Raw genomic sequence first — 25,527 nt, forward strand, 5'->3', positions numbered from 1 at the left:
ATTACCAGCGATAGTGAGCGAAAGCCTTGTTAGCTTCTGCCATCTTGTGGGTATCCTCGCGGCGCTTTACAGAAGCACCCAAGCCATTGGAGGCATCGAGAATTTCGTTCGCCAAACGCTCAGCCATTGTCTTCTCACGACGTGCGCGGGAGAAGTCAGTAAGCCAGCGGAGGGACAAGGTGTTTGCACGAGCAGGTTTCACTTCGACTGGAACCTGGTAGGTTGCACCACCGACACGGCGGGAACGAACCTCAAGGCTTGGACGAATGTTGTCAAGAGCGCGCTTCAATACAGAAACTGGCTCCTGCTCGGTTTTTGCCTTCACCTGCTCGAGAGCGGTGTAGACGATGTTTTCTGCGATGGACTTCTTACCATCGAGAAGAATCTTATTAATCAACTGAGCCACGACGGTCGAGCCGTAGATTGGATCAGGAAGCAGCTGATGCTTTTTTGCAGGTCCTTTACGTGACATGTTTTACTTCGCCTTCTTTGCTCCATACAGGGAACGACCCTGCTTGCGGTCCTTGACACCCTGGGTATCGAGTGCGCCACGCACGATGTGGTAACGCACACCTGGGAGATCCTTCACACGGCCGCCACGCACGAGCACAATGGAGTGCTCCTGGAGGTTATGGCCTTCGCCTGGAATGTAGGCGGTTACTTCAATACCCGAGCTGAGGCGCACACGAGCAACCTTACGAAGCGCGGAATTTGGCTTCTTAGGAGTGGTGGTGTACACACGGGTGCACACGCCACGACGCAGCGGGCTACCTTTCAAGGCCAAAGTCTTTGACTTCTTCGGCTTGGCCTGACGTCCTTTACGGACAAGTTGTTCAATCGTAGGCAACTTAAGTTCTCCGATTCATTGATATCTTCTGTTTGGTGAAACCGCCACACTGCAGCACACCTTAACGCATGAATCGGTTAAAGAGTAAAAGCCACAGTCCACCGGCCCGATGGCCCTTGCGTCTCCAGCCACACATTACTGCGCGCTATCTTCAACGCTTGGGATATCCCAACAAGCACACCTATAACATAAGGCACGCCGTTGGCACACACGAATTACTATTATACATCAAAGCGTGACAATTTTGTAATACCAAAAACAGCACTAAAAACCGCACTAAAAACCGCACAAATATTACTAATTATTTTACTTCAAAATAGGTCTTGCGGGAGCAGACACATCAAGACGCTGCTTATCTCCTATTTTCGTAGGATCATTAATAATCTTATCTACTATAGCTTTCTTCAATTCAAGCTCTGAAGAATCTCCCCACACGATTGTGTGATTTTCTGCACCTAAAGTAGTTTCTATAGAATCCTGCGTTTTTGCTGTAACTTTAGTTACTCTCGAACGCAGCTGCGAAGAAAGCGAACTCACTATTTTCACAGCCTCAAGAACTGCCTTGTTAGTAATATTTCTACCAACTTCCTGCACTTCTATAACAGGTATTCCTTGAATAGAAGCTCCAGCAACAGTATTCAAAACTCTACCCTGCGAGTCTACTGCAGTAAGATTGTTACTTCCATTAGCTTTCAACATTGCAGCTGGTTTTTGCGCACGAACAGTTATGCGTAAGCCTTGAGGGAAATTTTTAGTAACGTTCGCTTCAGTTACGCCAGGAATATCATTTAACTGATTTATAACCTCTTGCGAAGAAACAAGAAAAAGCGATTTATCTACTTGACTTGAAGCAATATCAGCTATTTTCTTTTTACTAACCCATTCATTTGATCCACTTATCTCTATATTTTCAGCTTTTAATCTAAATACTGAAGAAAACAGCAGAACCCAAATAATAGAAAGTACAGCAACAACAGCTATCAAAACATACAGAAGTTTTTTAATAGTAATACGCAGATAAGCATTCTTTTTTTCTTTAAGACGAGCAGCAAAATCTATAATTTTCGGTCTTTCAACTATTCCCAAAGGCCCTGCTGTTTCGCTTAAAGTCTTTTTTATAAAATCAAATCCTAAAAGTCGACGCGCATCAACAAAAGCACCGTGTCCTTTAGAAGAATTTGTAACTCTTAGAGAAGACGAATTTGCAGAATTTTTACTACTTATACTTCTCGAATTTTTAAGTTTAGATTTTGAATTATTCTCGATTTCTTTAAAATTCTTGCGAGAGCTATCATTACGCGCAACACGCGCAACACGCGCAGCACGAGCAGAAAAACCAGAATTCACAGAACGAGAACTCACAGAACGAGAAGATTTTGTTAAACGACGAACATCTGACTTACTGATTTCATTAGTATCTTTATTTTTAGATACTCTGCTATCGGAACTACTGGAATCTTCTACTTCAGAAATACGTTTCGGCACAATACGCTGTTCTTGAGTGCGTACGATATTTACGCTAGAAACGGCACGTCGCACACGCATAGGCTTATTAGAAGAAGCCTTATCTGATTTCTTCATAATCATGCGCTCAAACGCTACCTTTCCAATAAATATCTAAGTGTCAAACCTTATACAAGTCTAAACTAGTTTCTGCTATCTGCTCTCATTTTTCGCAATTCAATGCTTCAAGCATAACAGAGGTCATAGCAGTAATACTTCCAGCGCCAACAGTCATAAGAACATCGCCAGGTTCCGCACGCTTGCAAAGCAGCAAAGCAGCTTCATGCATATCTTCTACAGCTTGCATAGGAGTTTTAAATCCACTATCAGCAGCTATCTCAACAATAGTAGAAGCGTGTACTTGTGGAAAATCTTCCTGCTTTTCACGAGCAGGAAAAATACTAGACACAATCACATCGTCAGCTAAACTCAACGCTTCAGCAAACTCTTGTTTGAAAGATAAAGTACGAGAGAAAAGATGAGGTTGGAAAAGAACTCGCAATTTTGCAGAAGGATAACGTCTACGAGCAGCCTTAAGAAGCGCTTCAATCTCTGTAGGATGATGAGCATAATCATCAACTACCGTTACCCCATTTACACATCCTCGAATATCAAATCGACGCGATGCACCACGAAAATCTTCTGCTCCACGAGCAGCATCTTCCGCTTTCATACCGAGTAATATAGCAGCTAAAATTGCTGCACTCGCGTTTCTAGCATTATGCAAACCAGGTATCATCAAACTCACATCTAAGCTGCGATTTGCAATTGAAACGCCATAATATGCGCTCATATTTTCTGGAAGCACAAGCTTGTACGCTTCCCTACCGCTTCCAGCTTGCTCACTTTCGTGCTCAATACTTGCAAACATTGCTTTAGATTTAACACGTTCGCTGACTTCTGTGTTCCAAGTTTGAGAATTTCCGTACGCAATAGTTTTTTCTAAAGTTTCGTCTGAAAGAGCTTCTAATACAAGCCTTGCTCCAGCATCGTCTGCACATATTATTACAGCATTTTCTGCATTACCAGCATGTTTTACGAATGCTGCTCTATAGTTTTCAGCGTTACCATAATGATCTAAATGATCAGCTTCAGCGTTTGTGATTATTGCTATACTCGGGTGATATTTTTCGAAACTTCCGTCAGATTCGTCTGCTTCAGCTACCATTACAGATCCAGATCCAGCATGACCGCCATCTATAACGCTTCCGTCAACTCCTTGTAAAGATCCTCCTATTGCGTAACTCGGATCTGCTAAATCTTTAGTACCTGCAACAGTAAGAATATGCGAAAGAAGTGAGCTTGTAGTTGTTTTGCCATGCGCGCCAGCAACTGTAACTCCTCGCTTACTCGCTAGTAAAAGAGCAAGTATGTCACTTCTGTGAACAAGTTTTACTCCATTTTCAGCTGCTGCAATAATCTCAGGATTAGTAGCTTTTATAGCGCTTGAGTAAACGAGAATATTTTTCCCATCAACATGAGAAGCGTTTTGGCCGATTTTAACTTCAATACCTAGTTGGGTTAATCTTTCAGTGTGATCATTAGCTTCCCTATCACACCCACTTACCGAAACGCCATCTTCATGCAGCATTTCAGCAAGAACACTCATACCGGCTCCACCTATGCCAATAAAATGAACTTTCCCGAGAGATTTTACAGTATCTTTAGAGTTAAAAGCTGCTTTAATAGGGTTTAAATCTGGGCAAGTCATTACTTCCTGCTTTCCTTGCTTGGCTTTCTTTCTTTAGCAATTTTAAGAATTCGTTGCGCCATAACGTCTGCAGCATTTCGAATACCGTAACGCCATGACGCTTCTTTCATAACATTCAACGTTTTATTGTCTTTTAACAGAGTAACTACAGTTTCACGTATATAATTTTCGTTAAATTCAGAATCATTTACCATAAGCGCTCCCCCGGCTGATACTACTGGCTCTGCGTTAAAACGCTGCTCACCATTACCAATCGGTAAAGGAACGTAAACTGCAGGCAATCCGAGAGCTGAAATTTCAGATACTGTACCCGCCCCGGCACGACAAATAACTAAATCAGCGCAAGCAAAAGCCCAATCGATTCGCTCTAAATATTGCGCTATGTGATAATCTCCAAGACCTAGATGATTAGCTTGAATATCGTTAATTTGAGAAACGCCCACATTCTGTGAAACTATTTCTCTAACTTTCTCATCTTTCCCTTTTCCTGTAAGATGAACAACTTGCGCGCAAGAAAGCAAATCTTTTGCAGCAGACGCAACTGCTTGATTTACACTTGCAGCACCTAAAGATCCACCTGTTATAAGCACAATAGGACGACTAGGATCTAAACCTAACTGTTTTGCACCTTCCACTCTTGCTGCGTCACTATCTTCAGACAAACTTCTACATAATCTTGCTATAGCAGGTCTAAGTGGCAAACCAATTCTTTCAACACTCACTCCAGCTTTAGTTCGCAAACCAGTGTTGTTATAAACTGAACCAACCATAGTAGCCCAACGAGCACCAAGCTTATTTGCCATTCCCGCTTTAGCATTCTGTTCGTGAACAACTATTGGTAGATGCTGAGCGTGCGCTTGAGAATACACTGGCGCTGAAGCGTAACCGCCGAATCCTACTACAACATCCGCTTTTCTTTGCTTAAGAATACTACTAACTTTACGTTTTTCTTGAATCCATCTAATTGGGAATTTAAAAGCAGCTAAATTAGGTTTTCTAGGAAAAGGTACTTTTTCGATAGTGTCAAGTTCGTATCCTGCTTGCGGAACTAAACTCACTTCCAAACCAACTTTTGTACCTATAACACTTATTTGCGCATTAGAATCGAATTTTTTGATAGCATCAGCTACTGCAAGTAGAGGGTTTACGTGTCCTGCAGTGCCGCCTCCAGCTAGAACAATATGGAAAGACGATTCAGATTTACAATCTTCCTGCTCGCATGCACTTACGTTGTGCTCAGATTTCTGCTCTTTTGCTGCAAACATCACTACCTCTTTTAACACATCGCACATGACTAAAAGTCACATTTTCTATTATCCAAAAAAGCAATACTACAGAACATGTTACGCTAAATCAGACTATTAATTTCATATATTCGAGTCTAATTTTATTTAATAAACTATTACTAAGTATTATCTAAATCTTACGCTCCAGCTTTTAAATTAAGACTATTTCGTATGATACCGTCTGAAACTCCGATTGCTACTAGACACATAACCAGAGAGGAGCCTCCAGCTGAGACGAACGGCATAGGAACGCCCATAACTGGAAGTATTTGAACAACAACAAGAATGTTAATCAAACCTTGTCCTACAATCCAAGTAGCGACGCATATAAGTGAAATTGACGCAAGTCTAACGCGAATTTGCATGGCAGAAGAAAGCAAACACCATCCGATTATTATGTACAGTAATATAACTGCTGAAGCAACTAAAAAGCCCATTTCTTCGCCAATAATTGCAAAAATAAAATCATTATGCGCATAAGGCAAGTAATTCCACTTTTCGCGAGAATTACCAATTCCTAAACCTAATAATCCACCAGAAGCCATAGCGTATTGCGCGTGAATAGACTGGAAGCAAACACCTTTAGCTGCTTTTGCATCACAACCGTGCAAAGTCGCTAAAATACGTCTCATACGATTCTGACTTGTTAAAACAAGAAGAGCAACAAGTACAGCAGCAACTAAAACAGTTCCAACCAACCATTTCGTTGGAAATCCGCCAATATAGAAAGCAACCAAAGCAATAATAATAATAATTAATGCAGTACCAAGATCCTTACCAGCTATAACAAGCAGCAAGGATAATCCCAAGCCGAGTATTGGAGGAATATAGGCTCTCATTTGCACACGATCATACGCCTGTTTGGCAATGAGCAAAGATACAGGAAGCCAAATGCATAAAGCTAATTTTGTAATCTCAGCAGGCTGCAATGTTAAAGGTCCTATAGCAATCCAACCGGCGTTACCGTTAACTTCTCGCCTTAAACCAGGAACGAAAGTTAAGAACTGCGATACTGTAGCAACAGCATAAATAATTACAACACGTTTTTGATAAAAACTTACTGGAAGTTTTGAAGCTACTATATAACCTATTAATCCAATTATGCAGTATAAAGTTTGGTTGATTCCTTGCCCCCAAGGAGCAACTCCATACGTAATCATAGTTACTGAAGAGCTAGAAAAAACCATGAATAATCCAAATACGGAAAGAATAGCAACAGAAATTCTCAGTCCGTACAAGCACCAAAGTGGATTAAATAGACTTCTCATTCCAACATACTGGCTAAAAGATGAAGCTTTTTTAGTATGAGATGAAACAAGTGAACTTTTAACACCGCGTAACCATTTCGCAGAATTTTTCTTGTCAGAAATCTTCTGCAAAAACTTTTTACTGTTGAACTTCATGATTCTTTACCCATCGTTGAGATTCTTTAGCAAAACGAATGCCACGATCTGCGTAGGAAATAAACTGATCCATAGAAGCGCAAGCTGGAGCAAGCAAAACAACATCACCCTCACCAGCGTGCGATGCTGCAGCTTCAACAGCAGCATGCATAACAGCCTCACCATAAGCTGAATTATGACTATGAGCTTCTTCAGATTCAACTTGTTCTAACACTTCATCCGTTACATACGGCAAAACAGTAGATTTAGAACCATCGTAAGAAATAAGCGTTACTGGAATACGAACTTTGCAAGACTTAAGAGCCTCAACTATACGCTTCTGATCGCAACCAATAACAACAACAGCTTTCATAACTTTATTCTGCGACGAAAGAAGATCCTCAAAATGAGCACCTTTCGCGAGTCCTCCTGCTATCCAAACAACAGAACCATCAGCAAAACTAGAAAGCGAAGCCTTAGCAGCATGCGCATTAGTGGCCTTCGAATCGTCAACAAATCGTATAGAGTGAGCAGCTATTTTATCTTTAGACTCAAGAGTAGCAACTGTTTGAATACGATGACCACCTGGCGTAAATTCGCATAAAGCTTTAACAGAATCTTCTAAATTGCAACTAACACCAAGCGAAAGAGCTAAAGCAGCAAGCGCATCGGCAAGCAGATGAGGATAAACTGTGCCATCTGGCTCGCATAAATGCTTTAATTCACTGAGCTTAACAATGCGAGTAGGATTTCCAACCTCGTTTCCAGCTACACCACTGTTATCTACAATCCAGCCGTCACTAACACCAATTTCTCCTGGCAAAGGATTATCAAGAGTAAAACCAACTCTTTTGCAAGAAGAAGAAATAGAAGCTGCCATAGCAAGATTCTTAACGCGACTATCTTGCGCATTATAAACAAGAACCTTTTTAACAGAATTAAATACTTTCGATTTGTCACTAGCATAGGCATCCATTCCACCATGCCAATCCAAATGATCTGCTGCAATATTAGTAATAACAGCACCGTCTAATCTTAAATCATCAGTAAAATGAAGCTGGAATGAGCTTAGCTCTACGCACAAAGCATCATATTCGCAATCAAGAGCAGCTTTAGAAACAGATTTACCAATATTACCGACTGCAGGAGCATTAAAACCGCAAGCACACAGCATAGCGGAAGTCATTTCTGTAGTAGAAGTTTTTCCATTAGTTCCAGTAATACCAACCCATAACGCAGGCTTATTAGAGCGTTTAGAAGGCACTCGCACTTTCCAAGCTAACTCAACTTCACTCATTACCGGAATATTGTGTTCACGAGCTTGAACTAAAAATGGTGTTCTAGGATTAAATACTGGAGAAGTGACAACCGCATCAATTTGAGACCAATTAATATCAGAAAAATCGTGGATATCAGCCTCAGGTTTATTCTCATCAACAGTTACAGGAATAGATCCTACAGCTTTAAGAACTTCTACAGCACCACGGCCAGAAACACCAAGACCAGCCACCAAAACGCGTTTATAAGGAAAATCGCAAGAATATTCACAATTCGTATCACTACTCATAGCCACTAGCCTCCGGTTTTATAAAAATATTAATACTATTAAAAGTCTTAAATAAGTAATCCAGATCGGCCAGCCCAATCAGCATAGAACATCATCAAAGCGCTAAGAACAAACATAAGCTCAATCATCCAAAAACGTACAACAACTTTCGTCTCTGGCCAACCGAGAAGCTCAAAATGATGATGAATAGGAGCCATTTTAAACACTCTCTTATGAGTCATCTTAAAGAAGCCAACTTGAATAACATCACTAATAGCTTCAAGAACAAACAAGCCACCCAAAATCACAGCCAAAAATTCAGTGTGAGTAGCAATCGAAAGAGCTGCGAACAAGCCACCCAAAGCTAAAGAACCAGTATCTCCCATAAAAACTTGCGCAGGATTCGAATTAAACCACAAGAATCCAAAGCAAGCTACAGCTGCGCAAACGGAAATAATAGTTAAATCAAGAGGGTCAGAAACAGCGTATGAGAAACCAAAATGGCCTCCACCACGAACGTGATAGCTTTCCCAAAAAGCTATAAGAGCGTAGCCAGCGAAAGCAATCATAGAAGATCCGGAAGCTAAACCATCGAGGCCGTCAGTCAAATTAACAGCATTTGACCATGCTGCAATAAGGAAATTAACCCAAATAATAAAAACAACAATTCCAACAAAAGTACCAAAAACGTAGAAGTTAATAAAAGGACGCTCAATAAAACTCATACCAGCTTGCGCAATAGCAATACCAGATTGAGTAGGCAACATAAGCGCCAAAAAAGCGTAGACACTAGCGAAAACAATCTGCCCAATAAACTTAGCGCGAACTGAAAGTCCAAGATTCTGCTTTTTACGCACTTTCGCAAAATCGTCAATAAAACCGAGCAAACCCATGGAAAGCATAGCGAACAGAACAAGCACAGCCGACCAGGAAGGTGCTCTACCAGCAGATAGATATCGGTACAATGCTGAAGCAGCCCAACCAGCAACAACAGAAAGATTAATAACTACTCCACCCATAGTTGGAGTACCACGCTTAATCATATGAGATTGCGGTCCGTCCTGACGAATGTACTGACCATAGTGCAAACGATGAACTAATTTAATTAGCATAGGTGTACCAACTATGGTAACTACAAGCGACACTACAATTCCAATAATAAGCGCAATCACCGCTTAACCTCCGTATGCTGTAATCTATTTTGCCCAGTTAGTGCTTTTAACTCTATCTTATTACTTGCTGCTTAACACGACATCAATTTAGCCCAACGTTCAGCTAAAGCACTCAAGCCAGAAGCATGCGATCCCTTCAACAAAACAACACTATCAGGATGCTTATCTACCAAATCCCAAACAATATCATTAGCTTGAGAATCACTATGAACAAAGAAAATAGCGTCATTTGCTGTCAAAATCTTATTATTCCAAGCTTTACGAGCACCATTTGCTATGCATTCAGCCAAACAATCAAGCTCATTAGAATCAGTAGAACCAACAGCTATTACTGCATCAACATTGTGCTGAGCAACATACTCACCGATATTATTGTGCAGCAAATACTCGTCGCCGCCCAGCTCAAGCATAGAGCCTAATACTGCGATGCGGAATAAACTATTAGAATCAGAAGAACTAGAATCTTTCGAATGTTCAAAAGCACACAGGCCGTCAATACCTGCTTTCATAGAATCAGGATTAGCGTTAAACGAGTCGTCAATCAAAGTAAAACTACGATTATTCGCAGAAACTTTAGAAAATTGCATACGATGAGGGCTAATATGCGAAACTTTACTTAGAACTTCAACAATCTTTTCTAAAGACATACCACAGTAATACGCTACGTTTGCTGCAGCTAGTGCGTTCATAATATTGTGTTCACCGTGCAAAGCAAGATGCAAAGATGCAGACTCAGTTTTACCAGATTCGTTATGTACAGTTATCTTACAAACCGGCAAACCAAAATCGTCTAAAGTAATATCACTTGCAAAAATCTGATATGAATTCTCAGGAACTGGCAGTAGACCGGTATCAATTAACTCACGACCAAACCAGCGAACATTGCCATCATCAACAAGATGAGACATATTAGATACTCGCATATCGTCAGCATTTAAAACAGCAATTCCGTGAGGCACAAGACCCCGCACAATCTCACTTTTTGCCTGCGCGATGCGATCTACAGAACCAAACTCGCCTAAATGCGCAACCCCAACTTTTAGAACTACAGCAATATCAGGAGGAGCAATACGAGTAAGCCCAGCTATCTCACCAACATGATTAGCTCCCATTTCTGCAACTAAAAATCGCGTATGAGAATTAACGTGTAAAGCTGTAAGAGGTAAACCGATCTCATTATTAAAAGAGCCTACTGGAGCAACAGTGCTACCAACAGTACTGAGCAAATCGTGCAACATATCTTTAGTAGTAGTTTTACCAACAGATCCTGTAATACCAACAATAGTAAAAGGATCATCAGTTGCTCTACGACGTTCAAGATTATGCTTTGCAAGCAATCCTAAAGCTTTAACAGAATCATCGACGATAATCTGCGCAATAGAAACTCCAGCTGAAAGCTTAACCTTATGCTCAACGAGAGCCACAACAGCACCTAAATTTGCTGCCTTTTCAACGTAATCATGTCCATCAACATGCTCTCCTGCAATAGCTACAAAAACTGAACCTTCGTGAGCTTCACGCGAATCACTACAAGCAGAAGTAGCAACTAATGAATTAACATCAGTGCCATTAGAAACTCTTAAATCGCCGCCAACAGCTTCAGCAACCTCTTTCAAACTCATTGCCATCATTTCGCATGATTTCTTATCACAGCAACTCATATTGTCCCTCCAAACAATGCGAAATTAACGCAACTCATGCGATACTCGCAAAGCGCTTTTAATTGTTCCACGACGAACTCCGGCAGCAAGAACCATTGCAATGGACAAAGAAACATGCCTTTTTATATCTTTGCCACTAATTTGATCAGCTAACGCAGCCAACTCATCCGAATCGTTAGAACGAGTAACGCAATACTCGTGATCTCTACTTTCAAAACCATAACGCTGCCGCAGAGAGTAGAAACTCAACGAAGGACGAGAAGCATTAGAAGATAAGTTCATAGTGTTAAAAGATGCGCCGGAAGAGAGAGATAATTTTCTACGAGCGGCATCATTTTCAGCATTAATAATCTTATAAGCGTCTATAGCGCGAATATCAGAATTCTCAGTATTCATACTGTTTTTATTACTTTTTGCGCTACTTTTTGCGCTACTGCCAGCACTGTTTTTGCTTTCACTTACGGCAGAAGAATTAGATAATGCATCGAAATCATACTCGTCACGCTGAAGAGCATCTTCCGTAACTTTATCCTCACCTTTTTCGACTCCAACAACATCAATATTTACACACTGAAGCGCATTCTTACGTAACGTTGCAGGCGTCAACGCTATAACAACAGCAGCTGCACCATCTTCCGCACATACTGACAAAGTATGCTGTACTTCGGCAATTCCAAGAGGATAATCTAAATTAAGCTCTCGCTGCAAAGAACTAGAGCCAGCATCGCTAATAATACCTACAGGATTGCCAAGCATATGCAAAAAATCAGCTAAACGTATGACATTTGCATGAATTTCATCATCATCGTAACCGGCAACTGCAAAAGTCGCTACGCAAGAAGATGGATCAGAATTAATATCGCTTGCTAATTTCCCTAAAGCTACAGGATTTTCTGCAGAAATAAGAAGTGGCATCCCTAAATCTGCTGCTTCAGAATAAAATTCTGGCGGTACAAGTGCAGCATAAGCTCCTGCATCTCTAGCAGCCTCAAGCTGTCGCCTATCAACATGGCCAGAAGGAACAAATAAAGAACCCGGACGCACGTTACGCACATCGTCAACAAGAGAAGTAATAGTAACCCCAGAAGCAAAAGCAGGCACAACTTCAAAACCGTAGCGCTTAGCTGCAAACCCGAGAGTTACCCTTATGCGCGAATACTCATCCAAAGCATCCATACAAGCACCTCACCCGTTCTTAAACTACCATTCAACTGGAACTGCATCATTGCGCGGAGCAGAAGCAGGAATATCATACTTCTGCATCAAAAACTCAGCAATAGTCTTAAACATAGGACTTGCTGTAATACCACCATACATTCCTTCTGGGTCCTTAAGAATAACGCTGATAGCAAATCGAGGATTATCCGCAGGAATAACTCCAGACCAGTCAGCAATAATAGAAGTCAAGCCAACGCCAGAGCCAGCAACTTCTGCAGTACCACTCTTAGCAGCAATACGATATCCATTTATGCCAACGAACTTATTGTAATGTTCAGCAGAATTCTCAAGAGCGTTCATCATTTGAGCAGCAACATTCTCGTCAATAACACGAGTAGCCTCGCGATGAGAAGCAGGAGTTACATGACCAGAAGGGTCAATAACCGACTTCACAATTGACTGACGAAGTCTTACACCCTTATTCGCAATAGTTGCCATAGCGTTCGTAAGTTGCAAAGCGTTAACAGCATAGCCCTGTCCAAAAAGAACAGTGTCTTTCTTTCTACCATCCCAAGTTTTGTAATCAGGAAGCAAACCTTGAGATTCTCCTCGTAGACCCATTCCTGAGTATTTACCAAAACCAAACTTTGAAAGATACTCGTAGCGCTTATCTACAGGATACTTTTCTCCAGCAAGAACCATACCAACATTAGAAGATTGAGCAAGAATACCAGCAAGAGTCCAATGCTTAACAGAATGGTCAATTGCGTCTCTAAACTGCTGCTTACCCTTATTAATAGATCCCGGAACAGCAAACGGATCTGTAATCTTATGAGCTCCAGTTTGCAACATACCTGCCATAGCGAAAGTCTTGCCAACAGATCCAGGTTCAAAAGTTTGGCTTACGGCTTTTGAAACTTTAGTTTTCGCATCAGGACTTCCGGCTTCAATATTGTCGGTATCTTCCAAAGCTAATATTTCGCCAGTTTTAACGTCCTGAACTACTGCAACACCCCATGCGGCATGATACTTTTCTTTGCCATCTAACAGAACTTTTTTAACATACCAATCAACATCACTATCAATAGTCAACTTGATATCGTTGCCATTAACAGCAGGCTTTGATTCTGTAGGAGTTCCAGGTATTCTCTCGCTACCAGCATTATTTCCTTGGTAGCTCTGATAGCCGTCAACACCCGTTAAAATTTTGTCTTGAGTAAGCTCCAAGCCAGAATCGCCAACTTCACCCTTCTTGGTTTTATCAACATCGTCTCTACGACTTTGATCAGCGCTAGTAACGCCGCCAATAATAGAGCCAAGAATATGGCTGCTAGAATACACTCGCTGACTACTGTTTTCAGCATAAATGCATCCAGAAAGATTCATAGCATCGATAGCACGTTTTACTTCCGGAGTAACGTTACGCTTCAGCACAACATATCGGCCGCCATCAGCCAATTTTCCACCAAGTTCCATAACGTTCATATTAAGAACCGGAGCCAAAAGTCTTGCAACAGCCAACGCTCCCGTACCCTCTACCGGCTTTCCGTTAATAGACTGGCAGTTGTGAGAAGTCTGCTTAGTGCACGGAGTTGGAGTAAACGCCTGAGCATTCATTGGGTCGCCAATAATGTCGTAACGTTCAACGCTTTGAGCAAGTACAGAACCGTTTGTGTCAAGAATTCTACCGCGACGAGCCAGAATTGGTCGAACTCGCTTGCGCTCCGCCTGCGCAGCCTGAGCTGTGGAACGAGCGTTAACAAGTTGAATAAAACTCAGCTTTATAACTGCAAATGAGCCTAGCATAGCGAATACTACTGCTACGACTATGCATTTACGTACAAATGGGTCGCATTGGGCGAAACGTTGTCTGATTGAATGGCGCATCAATGTTTCTCCTGTTTTACTGAATTATTTGGACGTGTTTGTTGTTTCTGTTGTTGCGGCTGCGGCTGCTGCGGCTTTTGTTGCTGCTGCGGCTTTTGCTGCGGCTGCTGGGCTTGCTGCTGATTGCCCGAAGCAGACTTATTTTTCGCATAGTCGCTCAAATCTATAGAAATAGAATTCTGTTGAGGAACCATGCCCATCTCTTGGGCTTTTGCAGGAAGACCTGCCTCCAAAGTGTCTAACTGAGCTTGAGTTGTTTCAACATCTTGTCGCAATCTAACAATTCGCGATTGAGTTGCAGACTGTTCAAAAGAAATTTCAGCCATCTGCGTACGCAAAAGTAACGAAACGGAAAGAGTAATAAGAAGGAACAGAACAATCACAACAAAATTAAGAAGAGGAGCTTTGCGAGTATTACTCCACGCAACAACTTTATGCAAACGCTTCATAACACTAGAAGATCCGCGATCTGACACACTAGAAGAAACAGGAGCAGAAAAAACAGAACGCTCTTTTCTATCAGACTTAATCTGAACTCTTCTTCCAGCAGGAGCAGAAGAAGAAGGAACAATACGAGAATTACGAGAATTACGAGAATTCAAAACTGCCATGTCACCTACCCCCCTGTCTGCGAACAGCACGCTGAGAACTACCAGTAGCACTGATAAAACCGCGCGCTTCATCATCAAAACGCTTAACCCACCTATCTGGTATTTCTCTACACAGCGAAACAGCACGCAAACGCACAGAAGAAGAACGAGTATTATTCGCAATCTCCTCTTTAGAAGCCTTCACTGCACCACGGGTAAGAGATTCAAAGAACGGCTGAGCATCAGAAGGAATTACAGGCATATTAGCTGGAACATCAACTTTTAAACCCTGATTCATAAAACGTTTAACAGTTGTATCTTCCAAAGAATGGTAAGATTCCACAACCAAACGGCCACCTTTGCGCAAACGTAAAGCAATTTTTGGAAGAGTGCGCGAAAGCTTATCCAACTCACCATTAACTTCTATACGCAGCGCCTGGAACACTCTTTTAGCAGGATTACCAGCAGCGCGATGAGCCTTTGGAATAACGGAATCAACTAAGCTAACCAACTGACCAGAAGAAACAAGAGGCTGAATATCCCTTGTTTCTACAATCTTGCGCGCAATTGCGGAAGCAAAACGCTCCTCACCATACTCGCGGAAAATCTTAGACAACTCACGAACATCATAATTAGCTAAAATCGTTGCGGCAGTAGTACTTTGTGTAGTATCCATGCGCATATCAAGCTCAGTATCGTGAGAATAAGAGAAGCCGCGATCAGTCTCATCAATCTGCAAACTCGAAAGACCTAAATCCATAAAAGCAGCATCAATAAAATCGATACCGTTATTTGCTAGAACTTCATCAATCTCATCAAAAGCAGCATGAGCTGGTATGAAACGATCCGACAAACCTTCACGACGCATTCTCTCAGTAGCTAAACCAAGCGCTTCGCTATCTCTATCAATGCCTACAAGCTTCGCCTTCGGAGAAGATTTAAGAAACGCAGTAGCGTGACCAGCGAGGCCGAGAGTGCAATCTACTACAACTGCACCATCGTGTTGCAATGCGGGAGATACTAAATTAACGCAATCCTTAAGCAAAACCGGAGCGTGAATAGTTGAAATATCAGTCATCACATCACCGCCGGCAATACGTCGTCAGCAATATCAGCGTAACCTTGCTCACGATCAGAAAGGTAATCTTCCCAAGCAGACTTATCCCATATTTCTGCGCGAGTACCAACGCCAATAACTACGATATCTTCGCTCAAATTAGCGTAATTGCGAAGCATTGTAGGAACAACAATGCGACCCTGCTTGTCTGGGACTTCGTCAACAGCGCCAGAAAGGAACACGCGCAAATAATCTCGAGCAGATTTGTTGCTCATGGAAGTCCTCTGAATTTGCGACGTAATACGCTGAAACTCGGAAATAGGAAGCACGTACACGCAACGTTCTTGACCACGAGCAATAACAAAACCCTGACCGAGTTGAGAGCGGAATTTTGCAGGCAAAGCCACACGACCTTTTGCATCAATTTTTGGCGTATATGTGCCTAGTAGAACAGGTGCGGAAAAGGCGGATGCGGTTGGTGCGGTGGAGGCTTGTGCGGCAGATGCAGGTGCGGTTGGATCTGCAGGTGCGGCAGAAACAGGTGCTTGCGCGGCAGAAACAGGTGCTTGCGCGGCAGAAACAGCGTAAGTAGAAGGAGCAGCAACCTGAGCTTGAGGAGCATACGCGGCGGAAATCGGCAAAGGAGTGGAGGTAAAAGCCGAATTTTGCGTTAATTGCTCGCTGGAAAGCACAGGCTGCTGCAAGTTTTGTTGCAAAATCTGCTGAGGCAGCTGCGTTGTCATTTGCGAAATTTGCGGAATTACTGGCGAAAATGCTGGCATCTGAGCATATTGAGTATTCCCGTAATAAGGCTGATACTGCTGGAAAGATTGCGCATTAGGCTGCTGGATTTGCTGCGCAGCATATGGCAGTGGCATCTGCGTTTGCTGATTTGCAGTAGATTCAGAAGTTTGCGCGAATTGCTCTGCAGGTTGATTAGAAGGTTGATTAGGAGTTTGACCGGCAGACTGATTAGCAGATTCAGTAGCAGCTTCAGTATTTAGAAAATCGTGATTGTTGCGAAGGTTTTTTGAGGAGAAGTCGGCATTATTCTGCGACTTTTTAGGGTCACTGCTACGCACCATTCTCCACCTCCTTAATCACGATGCACGATGCCGCATGCACGTGATTCACCATCTTACTCCACAACTCACCAAAATTCCCCACTTTTTTACAAAAAATTAATTTTTTTATATATAAATAAGTAAAGATAAACAATAAGGAATTAATTTCAATGCACCATTGGATTTGAAATTACTTGATTTTAAAAATAAACTCCGCTCCAAAAGCGTTCTAATGCTCGCGCTATAAGCGCTCGCTACGAAACTCGCGTTGGAAGTCCACTGGACTTCCAACCTGAGCGAGTTTCCGCTCCGAGTTGCTTTCGCGCGCTAAATCGCAGCGCTCAAGCAGGTCGTCGCGCCCGCAAATGGAGCAAATAATCTAATCAACAACTCCATTCACGAGAACACTCTCTCACAAATGGAGCAACCGACGTAAATAAACCCTCCAAACACGAGACAGTCCTCTCACGTTTGGAGCAAAACACACACCGACACACTCCAAACACGAGACAGTCCTCTCACAATTGGAGCAAAACACACACCGACACGCTCCAAAAGCGAGACGATGCTCTCGGGATTGGAGCAAAACACGCACGACAACCCTACAAACGTGTTCTAACGCTCGCGCTATAAGCGCTCGCTACGAAACTCGCGTTGGAAGTCCACTGGACTTCCAACCTGAGCGAGTTTCCGCTCCGAGTTGCTTTCGCGCGCTAAATCGCAGCGCTCAAGCAGGTCGTCGCGCCCGCAAATGGAGCAAAACACAGATCAACACGCTCCAAACACGAGACAGTCCTCTCACAATTGGAGCAAAACACACACCGACACACTCCAAACACGAGACAGTCCTCTCACAATTGGAGCGCTGCGCAACAACAAACCCTCCAAACGCGAGATGATGCTCTCACGATTGGAGCAATAATCAACAGCAAACCCTCCAAAAGCGAGACGATGCTCTCGCAAATGGAGCAAAGAATGTATAAAAAAAAATCGCTGGAAGAAATGTAATCTCCCAGCGATCCTAAAACCATCAATTATCAATCAACAAATCCGCATCTAGCAAATCCGCAAAATCACAAATCCGCAATTCACAGAAATATCAAATCAACAATCAACAGATCCGCAGTTAACAAATCCACAAAATCACAACCTTGGCAAATACTTCTCCAGCTCAAAAGGCGTAACCTGACGACGATACTCTTCCCACTCCTGGTGCTTATTGCGCAAGAAGTACTCAAAAGCATGCTCACCTAATACGCTAGCCACAAAGTCTGAACGCTCCATAATCTTCAAAGCCTCGTCCAAAGACTCCGGAAGCGGCTGAATACCCATTGCCTGACGTTCAGCATCCGTAAGCTCCCACACATCGTCACTAGTCGGATCGCACAAAGTCATCTGCTTTTCAATACCATCCAAACCTGCAGCCAAAAGCACAGAGTAAGCAAGATATGGATTTGCCACAGGGTCCAACGCACGAAACTCCATTCGGCAAGAATTACCCTTACCTGGCTTGTACTGCGGCACACGCAAAAGCGCAGAACGATTACTATGACCCCAGCATACGTAGCTAGGAGCTTCCGCACCACCCCACAAACGCTTATACGAGTTCACATACTGATCAGTTACAGCGCAAATTTCCGAAGCGTGATGCAAAATACCAGCCGCAAACTGACGCGCAATAAGCGACATATTAAACTCTTGACCAGCTTCATAGAAAGCGTTCGTATCGCCTTCAAAAAGACTCAAATGCGTGTGCATACCAGAACCCGGCTGATCAGTTAACGGCTTTGGCATAAAGCTTGCGTACATTCCACGCTCAAGCGAAATTTCCTTAACTACCGTACGGAAAGTCATAATATTATCCGCGGTAGTAAGCGCATCAGCGTAACGCAAATCAATCTCGTTCTGACCAGGACCGCCTTCATGATGCGAATACTCTACAGAAATACCCATCTGCTCTAACATACTTACAGCATTACGGCGGAAGTCCATTGCCGAGCTTCTAGGAACGTGATCAAAGTAACCGCCCTCATCAATCGGCACAGGCGCTTTTGACCAATCATCCTGAGCTTCAAACAAATAAAACTCAATTTCAGGATGCACGTAGAAAGTAAATCCTTTTTCTTTCGCTTTTGCGAGCGCAGTCTTAAGCACATGACGAGGGTCTCCTAGCGAAGGCTCACCATCAGGAGTTAGCACATCGCAGAACATTCGCGCTGTGCCTTCTGGGCCTCCATGCCATGGAAGAATTTGGAAGGTTGATGGATCTGGCTTAACAATCATGTCGTCTTCGAGCACGCGAGTCATACCTTCTATGGCAGATCCGTCGAAACCAATTCCTTCATCGAAAGCCGCTTCCAATTCTGCAGGAGCGATAGCTACAGATTTAAGCGTGCCAAGCACGTCAGTAAACCAGAGACGAATAAAACGAACGTCACGTTCTTCAACAGTACGCAGTGCGAACTCTTGTTGCCTATCCATGATTTACCCTCGTTTCCTATGCATAGTGTCTTCTATAAAATCTCACAAGTATCTAAGCATATAAAAATTACTAAGATCTATTTTTATTATCACCTATTAACTAAGGTACACGCACGTAAAAATGCATGAATTTACCTACTTGTAATGAAATTAGAAGAAAAATATAATAATAAATTTCCACTAAATTCCCGCTAAATATTTACTAGATACTATCAGTGATTAAAATATTTACCGTATTTACTGAAGATTCCAGGAATATCAGATTTTTTTAATAAGTCACTATTTATAATCTCAATATCTTGCTTCTTCAGATCTTCCAAAGTAGCTACTCCTATAAGTAAATCCTCTACGCGATCAGAAAACATTGATAATACCATTGGAGCAACCATATCTTGAGTTGGAACTTTGTACTTATAAAGTTTTGCTTCTAATCTATTAGCGCGATTTACTATGAGTAAGCCTTCAATACCTTTGAAATATTTGATGAATTTATTAATAGCAATTTCTGGCTCATCATTTTGCAAATTGTGCAAAACAGCCACGCTTCCGTTTTCCTCAGTAAAACAATCTGCCGATACTCCAGCAAGTTTGCAAAGAGCAGCAAGAATCTCACAATTATCCACGTGTGCTAAGATTACAGCGGCTTTAGCTTTTTTACCTAAAAGCTCTTCTAAATCTTCTTTAAACTCAGCTTCCTCAAATTTATTCATGGCATCGTTAATATCATTTTCGTCAATGCTATCTTCTGAAAACTTGCCGCTAGAGTTTGAGGACAGTTTTGAGGAATTATCTGCATTACTTGCAGTTTTATTTTCTTCCGATTTTTGGTTATCTGAATTAAATTCGCGTTCAAAATCAGCAAGCGCGTTTTCTAGCTCAGCATCAGTAAAGGATGCGCGAATATTTTTATCAGAATTTTCGTTACTATTCTTTTTATCTTCCATAGTTTCTCTCCTTTTCAAACGCTTGGTAAACAGCTAGGACCGAATACAATCTTCATTTCTGCAAATAGTGACGTATCTCGTTTTATTCGGAAATTGTCACCTAAAGTCAATACTTGCGCTTTTCCAGAATCATCAAGTAACGCTAAATGCACTTCACAGCACCCAGGGTGACGGTTAAGAATATTCCTCAACTCTTCTACCCTAGAACGTTCCAAAGCTACGCGCGGCAGCACAATAGTAAGCGGACGCTCATCTACTGATTCTAGTGTTGGAATCTCAAATTCTGTAACTCTAAGCGAAACAGTTTCGTCACGAACTTCAATCTGTCCTCGAATACGAGCAACCTGATCTATAGCCAAATCTTTAGCTGAAGCTTCATAAACTTTTCCAAAGAACATGCATTGGATTGAGCTTTCCATATCCTCCAAAGTAACTATTGCCCAAGCGTTACCTTTTCGAGACAAACGTCTATCAACGCTAGTAACTAAGCCAGCAAGCGTCACATTCTGACCATCTCCCATAGTTTTTGCGTTATCTATGAGTTGAGCAATAGACATTTCTCGCAAATCTGAAAGAACAGCAGATAATCCACTTAATGGATGATCCGAAACGTACAAACCCAGCATTTCTCGCTCAAAGTTAAGCTTGGTCTTCTTATCCCACTCTTCAACATCAGGCACAGTAATTTGCATATCACCCATGCCATTATTACTTGCGTCAGAAGAATCAGACGAATTATCTAAATCTTCAAAAAGATCAAATTGCCCTTCTGCCTGCTTGCGTTTAAGCGCAATAATAGAATCAATTGCAGGATAGCAAATTTGGAATAATGAGCGACGATTTGAATCAATTGAATCAAAAGCTCCAGCTTTAATAAGTGATTCAACTAAGCGTCGGTTTAGTGCGGTAAATGGCACTCGCTTAATGAAATCCATAAAATTAACAAACTTGCCTCTACCGCTTTTACGCTCTGAGATAATATCGTTAACAGCTTTGTCTCCAACATTACGTATAGCGCCCAAGCCAAATCGCACAACATCTCCAACTGCTGAATATTCAAGCACAGACTCGTTCACATCCGGCTGCAAAACTTGAATACCCATACGTCTAGCTTCGCCCAAGTAAAGTGCGGTTTTGTCTTTATTTGTACGCTCGTTTTGAAGCAAAGCAGCCATAAATTCTACAGGATAATGCGTTTTCAAATACGCAGTCCAGTATGAAATCAAACCATATGCCGCAGAATGAGCTTTATTAAACGCGTAACCAGAGAACGGTACTAGTACGTCCCAAACTGCTTGAGCTGCCTCCTGAGAATAACCGTGCTCTTTCATACCTTGGAAGAACGGAACTTTCTCTTTTGCCAGCACTTCTGGCTTCTTCTTACCCATTGCTCGACGCAAAACATCTGCTTTACCAAGACTATAGCCTGCTAAAATACGCGCAGCAGACTGCACCTGCTCCTGATAAACAATAAGACCGTACGTTTCGTCCAAAACTTCCTTAAGAGGTTCTGCTACTTCCGGATGAATTGGGATAATATCTTGCAAACCGTTTTTGCGCTTAGCGTAATTCGTATGCGAATCCATATCCATAGGGCCAGGACGATACAGTGCAATTAAAGCCGAAATATCGTTGAAATTATCTGGTTTTAACGTACGCAGAAGCGCGCGCATACCGTCGGAATCAAGCTGGAAAACGCCTAAAGTATCTCCCCTAGAAAGTAGTTGATAAGTAGGCTTATCGTCTAACGGAATTTTAGTATAATCAATAGGCTCTTTACCGTTATTTGCAATATTTTGTAAAGTATCGCGAATAACCGTCAAATTAGAAAGACCTAAAAAGTCCATTTTTACAAGGCCGAGAGTCTCACAAGTGTGATATTCGAAAGTTGTGGTAATAGTACCATCAGTGCGCTCTAAAAGTGGCGAAGTGTTTGTGATTGGCTCAGAGCCCATGATTGTTGCGCAAGCATGCACACCGGTTTGACGAATCAAACCTTCAATACCTTTTGCTTCTTCCGTAATACGATGCGTATCTGGATCCGTATCGTACATTTCGCGAAACTCGCGCGCTTCAGCGTAACGTTTTGATTTTTCGTCAAAAATATCATGCAAGCTCATATCTTTGCCGTTTTTAGCAGGAGGAAGAACTTTAGTAATTTTTTCGCCTACCGAAAACTCGTAACCCATAATACGTGCGGAATCTTTAAGAGCCTGCTTCGTTTTAATAGTTCCGTAAATAACACACTGAGCAACTTTATTTCTTCCGTATTTTTCACCCACGTATTCGAGTACTTTCGCACGACCATCAGGATCAAAATCAACGTCAATATCTGGTAGAGATACTCGCTCAGGGTTTAAGAAGCGTTCGAAAATCAGACCGTGCTTCATAGGATCAAGCTCAGTAATGCCCATTGCGTACGCAACCATTGCTCCTGCAGCAGAACCACGACCAGGACCAACCATCACTCCATGAGCTTTAGCCCAGTTAATATAGTCTGCAACTACTAAAAAGTAACCGCAGAACTGCATTTGGCAGATCACACCGCATTCGTAATCAGCCTGCTTTAAAACTTCCATCGGAACGTTATTGTTGTAACGACGCTCCAAACCTTCCTCAACTTTTTTAAGGAATAGTGAAGTTTCATCCCAACCTTCCGGACAGTCAAATTGCGGCATAAAAGCGCCATCTTCACCGTCATCAAACATAACGTTACAACGGCGCGCAATTTCAAGAGTATTATCACAAGCTTCAGGAAGTTCTTTAAAAAGTTCGCGCATTTGCTCAGCAGACTTCAGATAATAACCAGAACCGTCAAACTTAAAACGGTCCGGGTCATCCAAACGCGAGCCTGAATTAATGCAAAGCATAGCATCCTGCGCTTCGCGATCTTCCTCATGAACGTAATGCAAATCGTTTGTAGCAAGAAGAGGAGCGTTAAGTTTTTTCGCAATCTCAAGCAAGTCTTTCGTTACTCGCGTTTCAATAGAAAGCCCGTGATTCATAAGCTCAATAAAGAAATTATCTCGCCCAAAAATATCCTGAAACTCGCCTGCAGCACGTAAAGCTTCTTTAAACTGGCCTAAGCGAAGACGCGTCTGAATAATCCCAGAAGGACAGCCAGAAGACGCTATAACTCCTTTAGAATAAGTTGACAATACTTCCTTATCCATACGCGGGTAGCGCATAACACGACCCTCAAGATTAGCAACAGATGAGGCTTTAAGAAGATTAGTTAAACCTTCATCGTTTTGCGCCCACAAAGTCATATGCGTAATCAAACCACCGCCAGAAACGTCATCCGAATGCTGCTCTTCCGTGCCCCAATGCACGCGGCTCTTATCTTGCCTTGCAGTTTCAGGAGTAACATAGGCTTCAATGCCAATAATCGGCTTAATACCAGCCTTTACAGCCGTACTCCACATTTCGTACGCACCATGCATATTGCCGTGATCGGTAATAGCAACAGCCGGCATACCTAATTCTTTAGCACGATTAACTAAATCAGGAATTTTTGACGCACCATCAAGCAACGAATAATGCGTGTGATTGTGCAAATGTACAAAATTGGTTTCCGGCTGACTCATAGATGATATTCTATAAGCGAAAGTTGACCTCTAAAATCAAAAATGCTATTTTGACAATGCTCGCATGGCTTCTAAAGCGTGTTGCAAATCTGAAGGATACTGCGACTTTAACGTAACAGTTTTACCGGTAGTAGGATGCGTAAAAGTAAGTTCCATAGAATGTAACCATTGTCTGCTTAAACCAAGATTTTTAGCCAAAACTGGGTTTGCACCATACATAGAATCTCCGACTAGCGGATGTCCAATAGAAGTAAAGTGCACGCGTATTTGATGAGTTCGACCAGTTTCCAAATTAACACTAGCGAGAGTAGCTCTTCCGAAACGCTCAAGAACATCCCAGTGCGTTACAGCAGGTTTGCCATCAGAAGTAATAGTGAAACGAAAATCAGATACTTTTGCGCGTCCAATTGGAGCCTCAATAGTAGCTTTGTCTTGACTTAAGTCACCTTGTACAAGAGCATGATACGTTTTAATAACGCTGTGCTGAGCAAATTGCTGTTTCATAACCGTATAAGCGATATCGGTTTTACAAACAAGCATAAGACCGCTTGTTCCAACATCAAGACGACTTACTATACCGCGCCTATTTGCTTCGCCAAGAGTCGTAGTAATTTTAATTCCGCGTTTTTTTAACGCTTCATTTACGGTAGGACCACACCATCCGCTTGCAGCATGAGCAGCCATGCCAACAGGCTTATCAATTACAACAATATCTTCGTCCTCGTAAGCAATGGTCATACTCTGCTCAATATTTTGCCATTCTTGAGTTTCGTAAGAATTTTTAGATTCTGCAAATTCTTCAGTAGTAGATTCTTCAGTAGTAGATTCTTCAGTTTTATTAACTTCAGATCTTACAGTTTTCGACAGGGTTTCGAAAAATACTATCTCGTCAGTATCTAGAAGAATTGCCGATTTATTTGCTTTTCGATTTGAAAGTTTTACTATACCTTGCGAAATAAGATTGCTCGCTTTTGAACGAGAAATATTACGTAACTGCGATATTGCAACGTCGAAACGACAACCAACCAATTCTTCTGGAACTGGCATACTATGAACCATACTTTTTGCTGCTCTCTACTTACTGCTCTCTACTGATTCGTTTATATCTTCCGGTTGGTTAGAATCTACGGGTTCTGTCTTATCATCTTTTTCGTCGGCATAAAATGGAGTTTCGAAGAGTATAAGAGCAACAAACCACAATCCTGCAAATACCAAAATAATATCTGCAACATTGCCAACAGACCATCCGTAATTTATAAAATCAACAACTTTGCCGTCCAAAAAATTTTCAGCATAAGTAGCTCTATCGATAAGATTTCCGAAAGCTCCAGCAAATCCAAGCGATAATGCTATAGTCCACTGCAAAGATGTTGTTCGACGAACCGCCACAAGCATAGCACTACAAGCAATAATGGCCAAAATACTAATTACGCAAGTTAAGCTTGATCCTAATCCAAATGAAGCTCCGGAATTTCTAACTAAAGCGAGCGAGAGGAAATTAGGAATGCACAAAATCTGCCTTCCGTATTGAAGCGCTCCAAGAGCCCACACTTTAGTAGCTCGATCTATTACAAGCCCAACAATTACAATAAGTGCAAAAACGGCTGCGCGCGTACGCAGCCGTTTCACACGCACATCTCTATGCGCCAAT

The 25,527-nt window shown here is 42.1% G+C and carries 19 protein-coding genes; all 19 read right to left on the reverse strand.

Annotation, left to right across the window (positions count from 1 at the left end; all coding sequences use genetic code 11):
* Window position 1: 1 nt before the first annotated feature.
* The 19 genes from rpsG to ACNEUN_RS02735 all read right to left on the reverse strand — a co-directional run bounded on the left by rpsG (window position 2) and on the right by ACNEUN_RS02735 (window position 25,511).
* Window positions 2–472 (reverse strand): 30S ribosomal protein S7, encoded by a 471-nt coding sequence (gene rpsG, locus ACNEUN_RS02645; protein ID WP_075523050.1) that lies wholly within the window; start codon window positions 470–472, stop codon window positions 2–4.
* A gap of 3 nt (window positions 473–475) precedes the next feature.
* Window positions 476–847, reverse strand: a complete 372-nt coding sequence (gene rpsL / locus ACNEUN_RS02650; protein WP_003813881.1) for a 30S ribosomal protein S12 — start codon at window positions 845–847, stop codon at window positions 476–478.
* A gap of 306 nt (window positions 848–1,153) precedes the next feature.
* Window positions 1,154–2,434 carry a cell division protein FtsQ/DivIB gene (locus tag ACNEUN_RS02655; protein ID WP_463630637.1) on the reverse strand — a complete coding sequence of 427 codons (1,281 nt, stop codon included), beginning with the start codon at window positions 2,432–2,434 and terminating at the stop codon, window positions 1,154–1,156.
* A gap of 79 nt (window positions 2,435–2,513) precedes the next feature.
* Window positions 2,514–4,061 carry a UDP-N-acetylmuramate--L-alanine ligase gene (gene murC, locus ACNEUN_RS02660; protein WP_463630639.1) on the reverse strand — a complete coding sequence of 516 codons (1,548 nt, stop codon included), beginning with the start codon at window positions 4,059–4,061 and terminating at the stop codon, window positions 2,514–2,516.
* Window positions 4,061–5,326, reverse strand: a complete 1,266-nt coding sequence (locus ACNEUN_RS02665; protein WP_463630641.1) for a UDP-N-acetylglucosamine--N-acetylmuramyl-(pentapeptide) pyrophosphoryl-undecaprenol N-acetylglucosamine transferase — start codon at window positions 5,324–5,326, stop codon at window positions 4,061–4,063. Before ACNEUN_RS02665 ends, murC begins: the two co-directional genes overlap by 1 nt.
* 158 nt (window positions 5,327–5,484) lie before the next feature.
* Window positions 5,485–6,750 carry an FtsW/RodA/SpoVE family cell cycle protein gene (locus ACNEUN_RS02670; RefSeq protein WP_463630643.1) on the reverse strand — a complete coding sequence of 422 codons (1,266 nt, stop codon included), beginning with the start codon at window positions 6,748–6,750 and terminating at the stop codon, window positions 5,485–5,487.
* A complete protein-coding gene (murD, locus tag ACNEUN_RS02675) occupies window positions 6,734–8,296 on the reverse strand; it encodes a UDP-N-acetylmuramoyl-L-alanine--D-glutamate ligase (protein ID WP_463630645.1) in 1,563 nt (520 codons plus the stop codon). The genes ACNEUN_RS02670 and murD overlap by 17 nt, the downstream gene beginning before the upstream one ends.
* Window positions 8,297–8,343: 47 nt before the next feature.
* A complete protein-coding gene (mraY, locus tag ACNEUN_RS02680) occupies window positions 8,344–9,447 on the reverse strand; it encodes a phospho-N-acetylmuramoyl-pentapeptide-transferase (RefSeq protein ID WP_427876410.1) in 1,104 nt (367 codons plus the stop codon).
* A 71-nt stretch (window positions 9,448–9,518) separates the two neighbouring features.
* Complete coding sequence (locus ACNEUN_RS02685) at window positions 9,519–11,108, reverse strand: UDP-N-acetylmuramoyl-tripeptide--D-alanyl-D-alanine ligase (protein ID WP_463630648.1); 1,590 nt, start codon at window positions 11,106–11,108, stop codon at window positions 9,519–9,521.
* A gap of 24 nt (window positions 11,109–11,132) precedes the next feature.
* Window positions 11,133–12,284 (reverse strand): UDP-N-acetylmuramyl peptide synthase, encoded by a 1,152-nt coding sequence (locus tag ACNEUN_RS02690; protein ID WP_463630650.1) that lies wholly within the window; start codon window positions 12,282–12,284, stop codon window positions 11,133–11,135.
* 24 nt (window positions 12,285–12,308) lie between these two features.
* The gene (locus ACNEUN_RS02695) at window positions 12,309–14,153 is read right to left on the reverse strand and encodes a peptidoglycan D,D-transpeptidase FtsI family protein (RefSeq protein ID WP_463630652.1); all 1,845 of its coding nucleotides are present in this window, start codon (window positions 14,151–14,153) and stop codon (window positions 12,309–12,311) included.
* On the reverse strand, window positions 14,153–14,764 hold the full coding sequence (ftsL, locus tag ACNEUN_RS02700; protein WP_463630654.1) for a cell division protein FtsL: 612 nt from the start codon (window positions 14,762–14,764) through the stop codon (window positions 14,153–14,155). The genes ACNEUN_RS02695 and ftsL overlap by 1 nt, the downstream gene beginning before the upstream one ends.
* Before the next feature lies 1 nt (window position 14,765).
* Complete coding sequence (rsmH, locus tag ACNEUN_RS02705) at window positions 14,766–15,821, reverse strand: 16S rRNA (cytosine(1402)-N(4))-methyltransferase RsmH (protein WP_463630656.1); 1,056 nt, start codon at window positions 15,819–15,821, stop codon at window positions 14,766–14,768.
* A complete protein-coding gene (gene mraZ, locus ACNEUN_RS02710; protein ID WP_463630812.1) occupies window positions 15,821–16,582 on the reverse strand; it encodes a division/cell wall cluster transcriptional repressor MraZ in 762 nt (253 codons plus the stop codon). The genes rsmH and mraZ overlap by 1 nt, the downstream gene beginning before the upstream one ends.
* A gap of 1,425 nt (window positions 16,583–18,007) precedes the next feature.
* Window positions 18,008–19,345, reverse strand: coding sequence for a type I glutamate--ammonia ligase (glnA, locus tag ACNEUN_RS02715; RefSeq protein WP_427876399.1), 1,338 nt, complete (start codon window positions 19,343–19,345; stop codon window positions 18,008–18,010).
* A gap of 212 nt (window positions 19,346–19,557) precedes the next feature.
* The gene (locus ACNEUN_RS02720; protein ID WP_427876397.1) at window positions 19,558–20,289 is read right to left on the reverse strand and encodes a hypothetical protein; all 732 of its coding nucleotides are present in this window, start codon (window positions 20,287–20,289) and stop codon (window positions 19,558–19,560) included.
* Between the two features lie 14 nt (window positions 20,290–20,303).
* Window positions 20,304–23,876 carry a DNA polymerase III subunit alpha gene (gene dnaE, locus ACNEUN_RS02725; RefSeq protein WP_463630658.1) on the reverse strand — a complete coding sequence of 1,191 codons (3,573 nt, stop codon included), beginning with the start codon at window positions 23,874–23,876 and terminating at the stop codon, window positions 20,304–20,306.
* Window positions 23,877–23,921: 45 nt separating this feature from the next.
* A complete protein-coding gene (locus ACNEUN_RS02730; RefSeq protein ID WP_427876394.1) occupies window positions 23,922–24,935 on the reverse strand; it encodes an RluA family pseudouridine synthase in 1,014 nt (337 codons plus the stop codon).
* Between the two features lie 15 nt (window positions 24,936–24,950).
* Entirely contained in the window at window positions 24,951–25,511 is a 561-nt protein-coding gene (locus tag ACNEUN_RS02735; protein ID WP_463630813.1) for a signal peptidase II, read from the reverse strand.
* Window positions 25,512–25,527 lie beyond the last annotated feature (16 nt).

The organism is Gardnerella sp. C0684A1 (genome assembly GCF_055326835.1).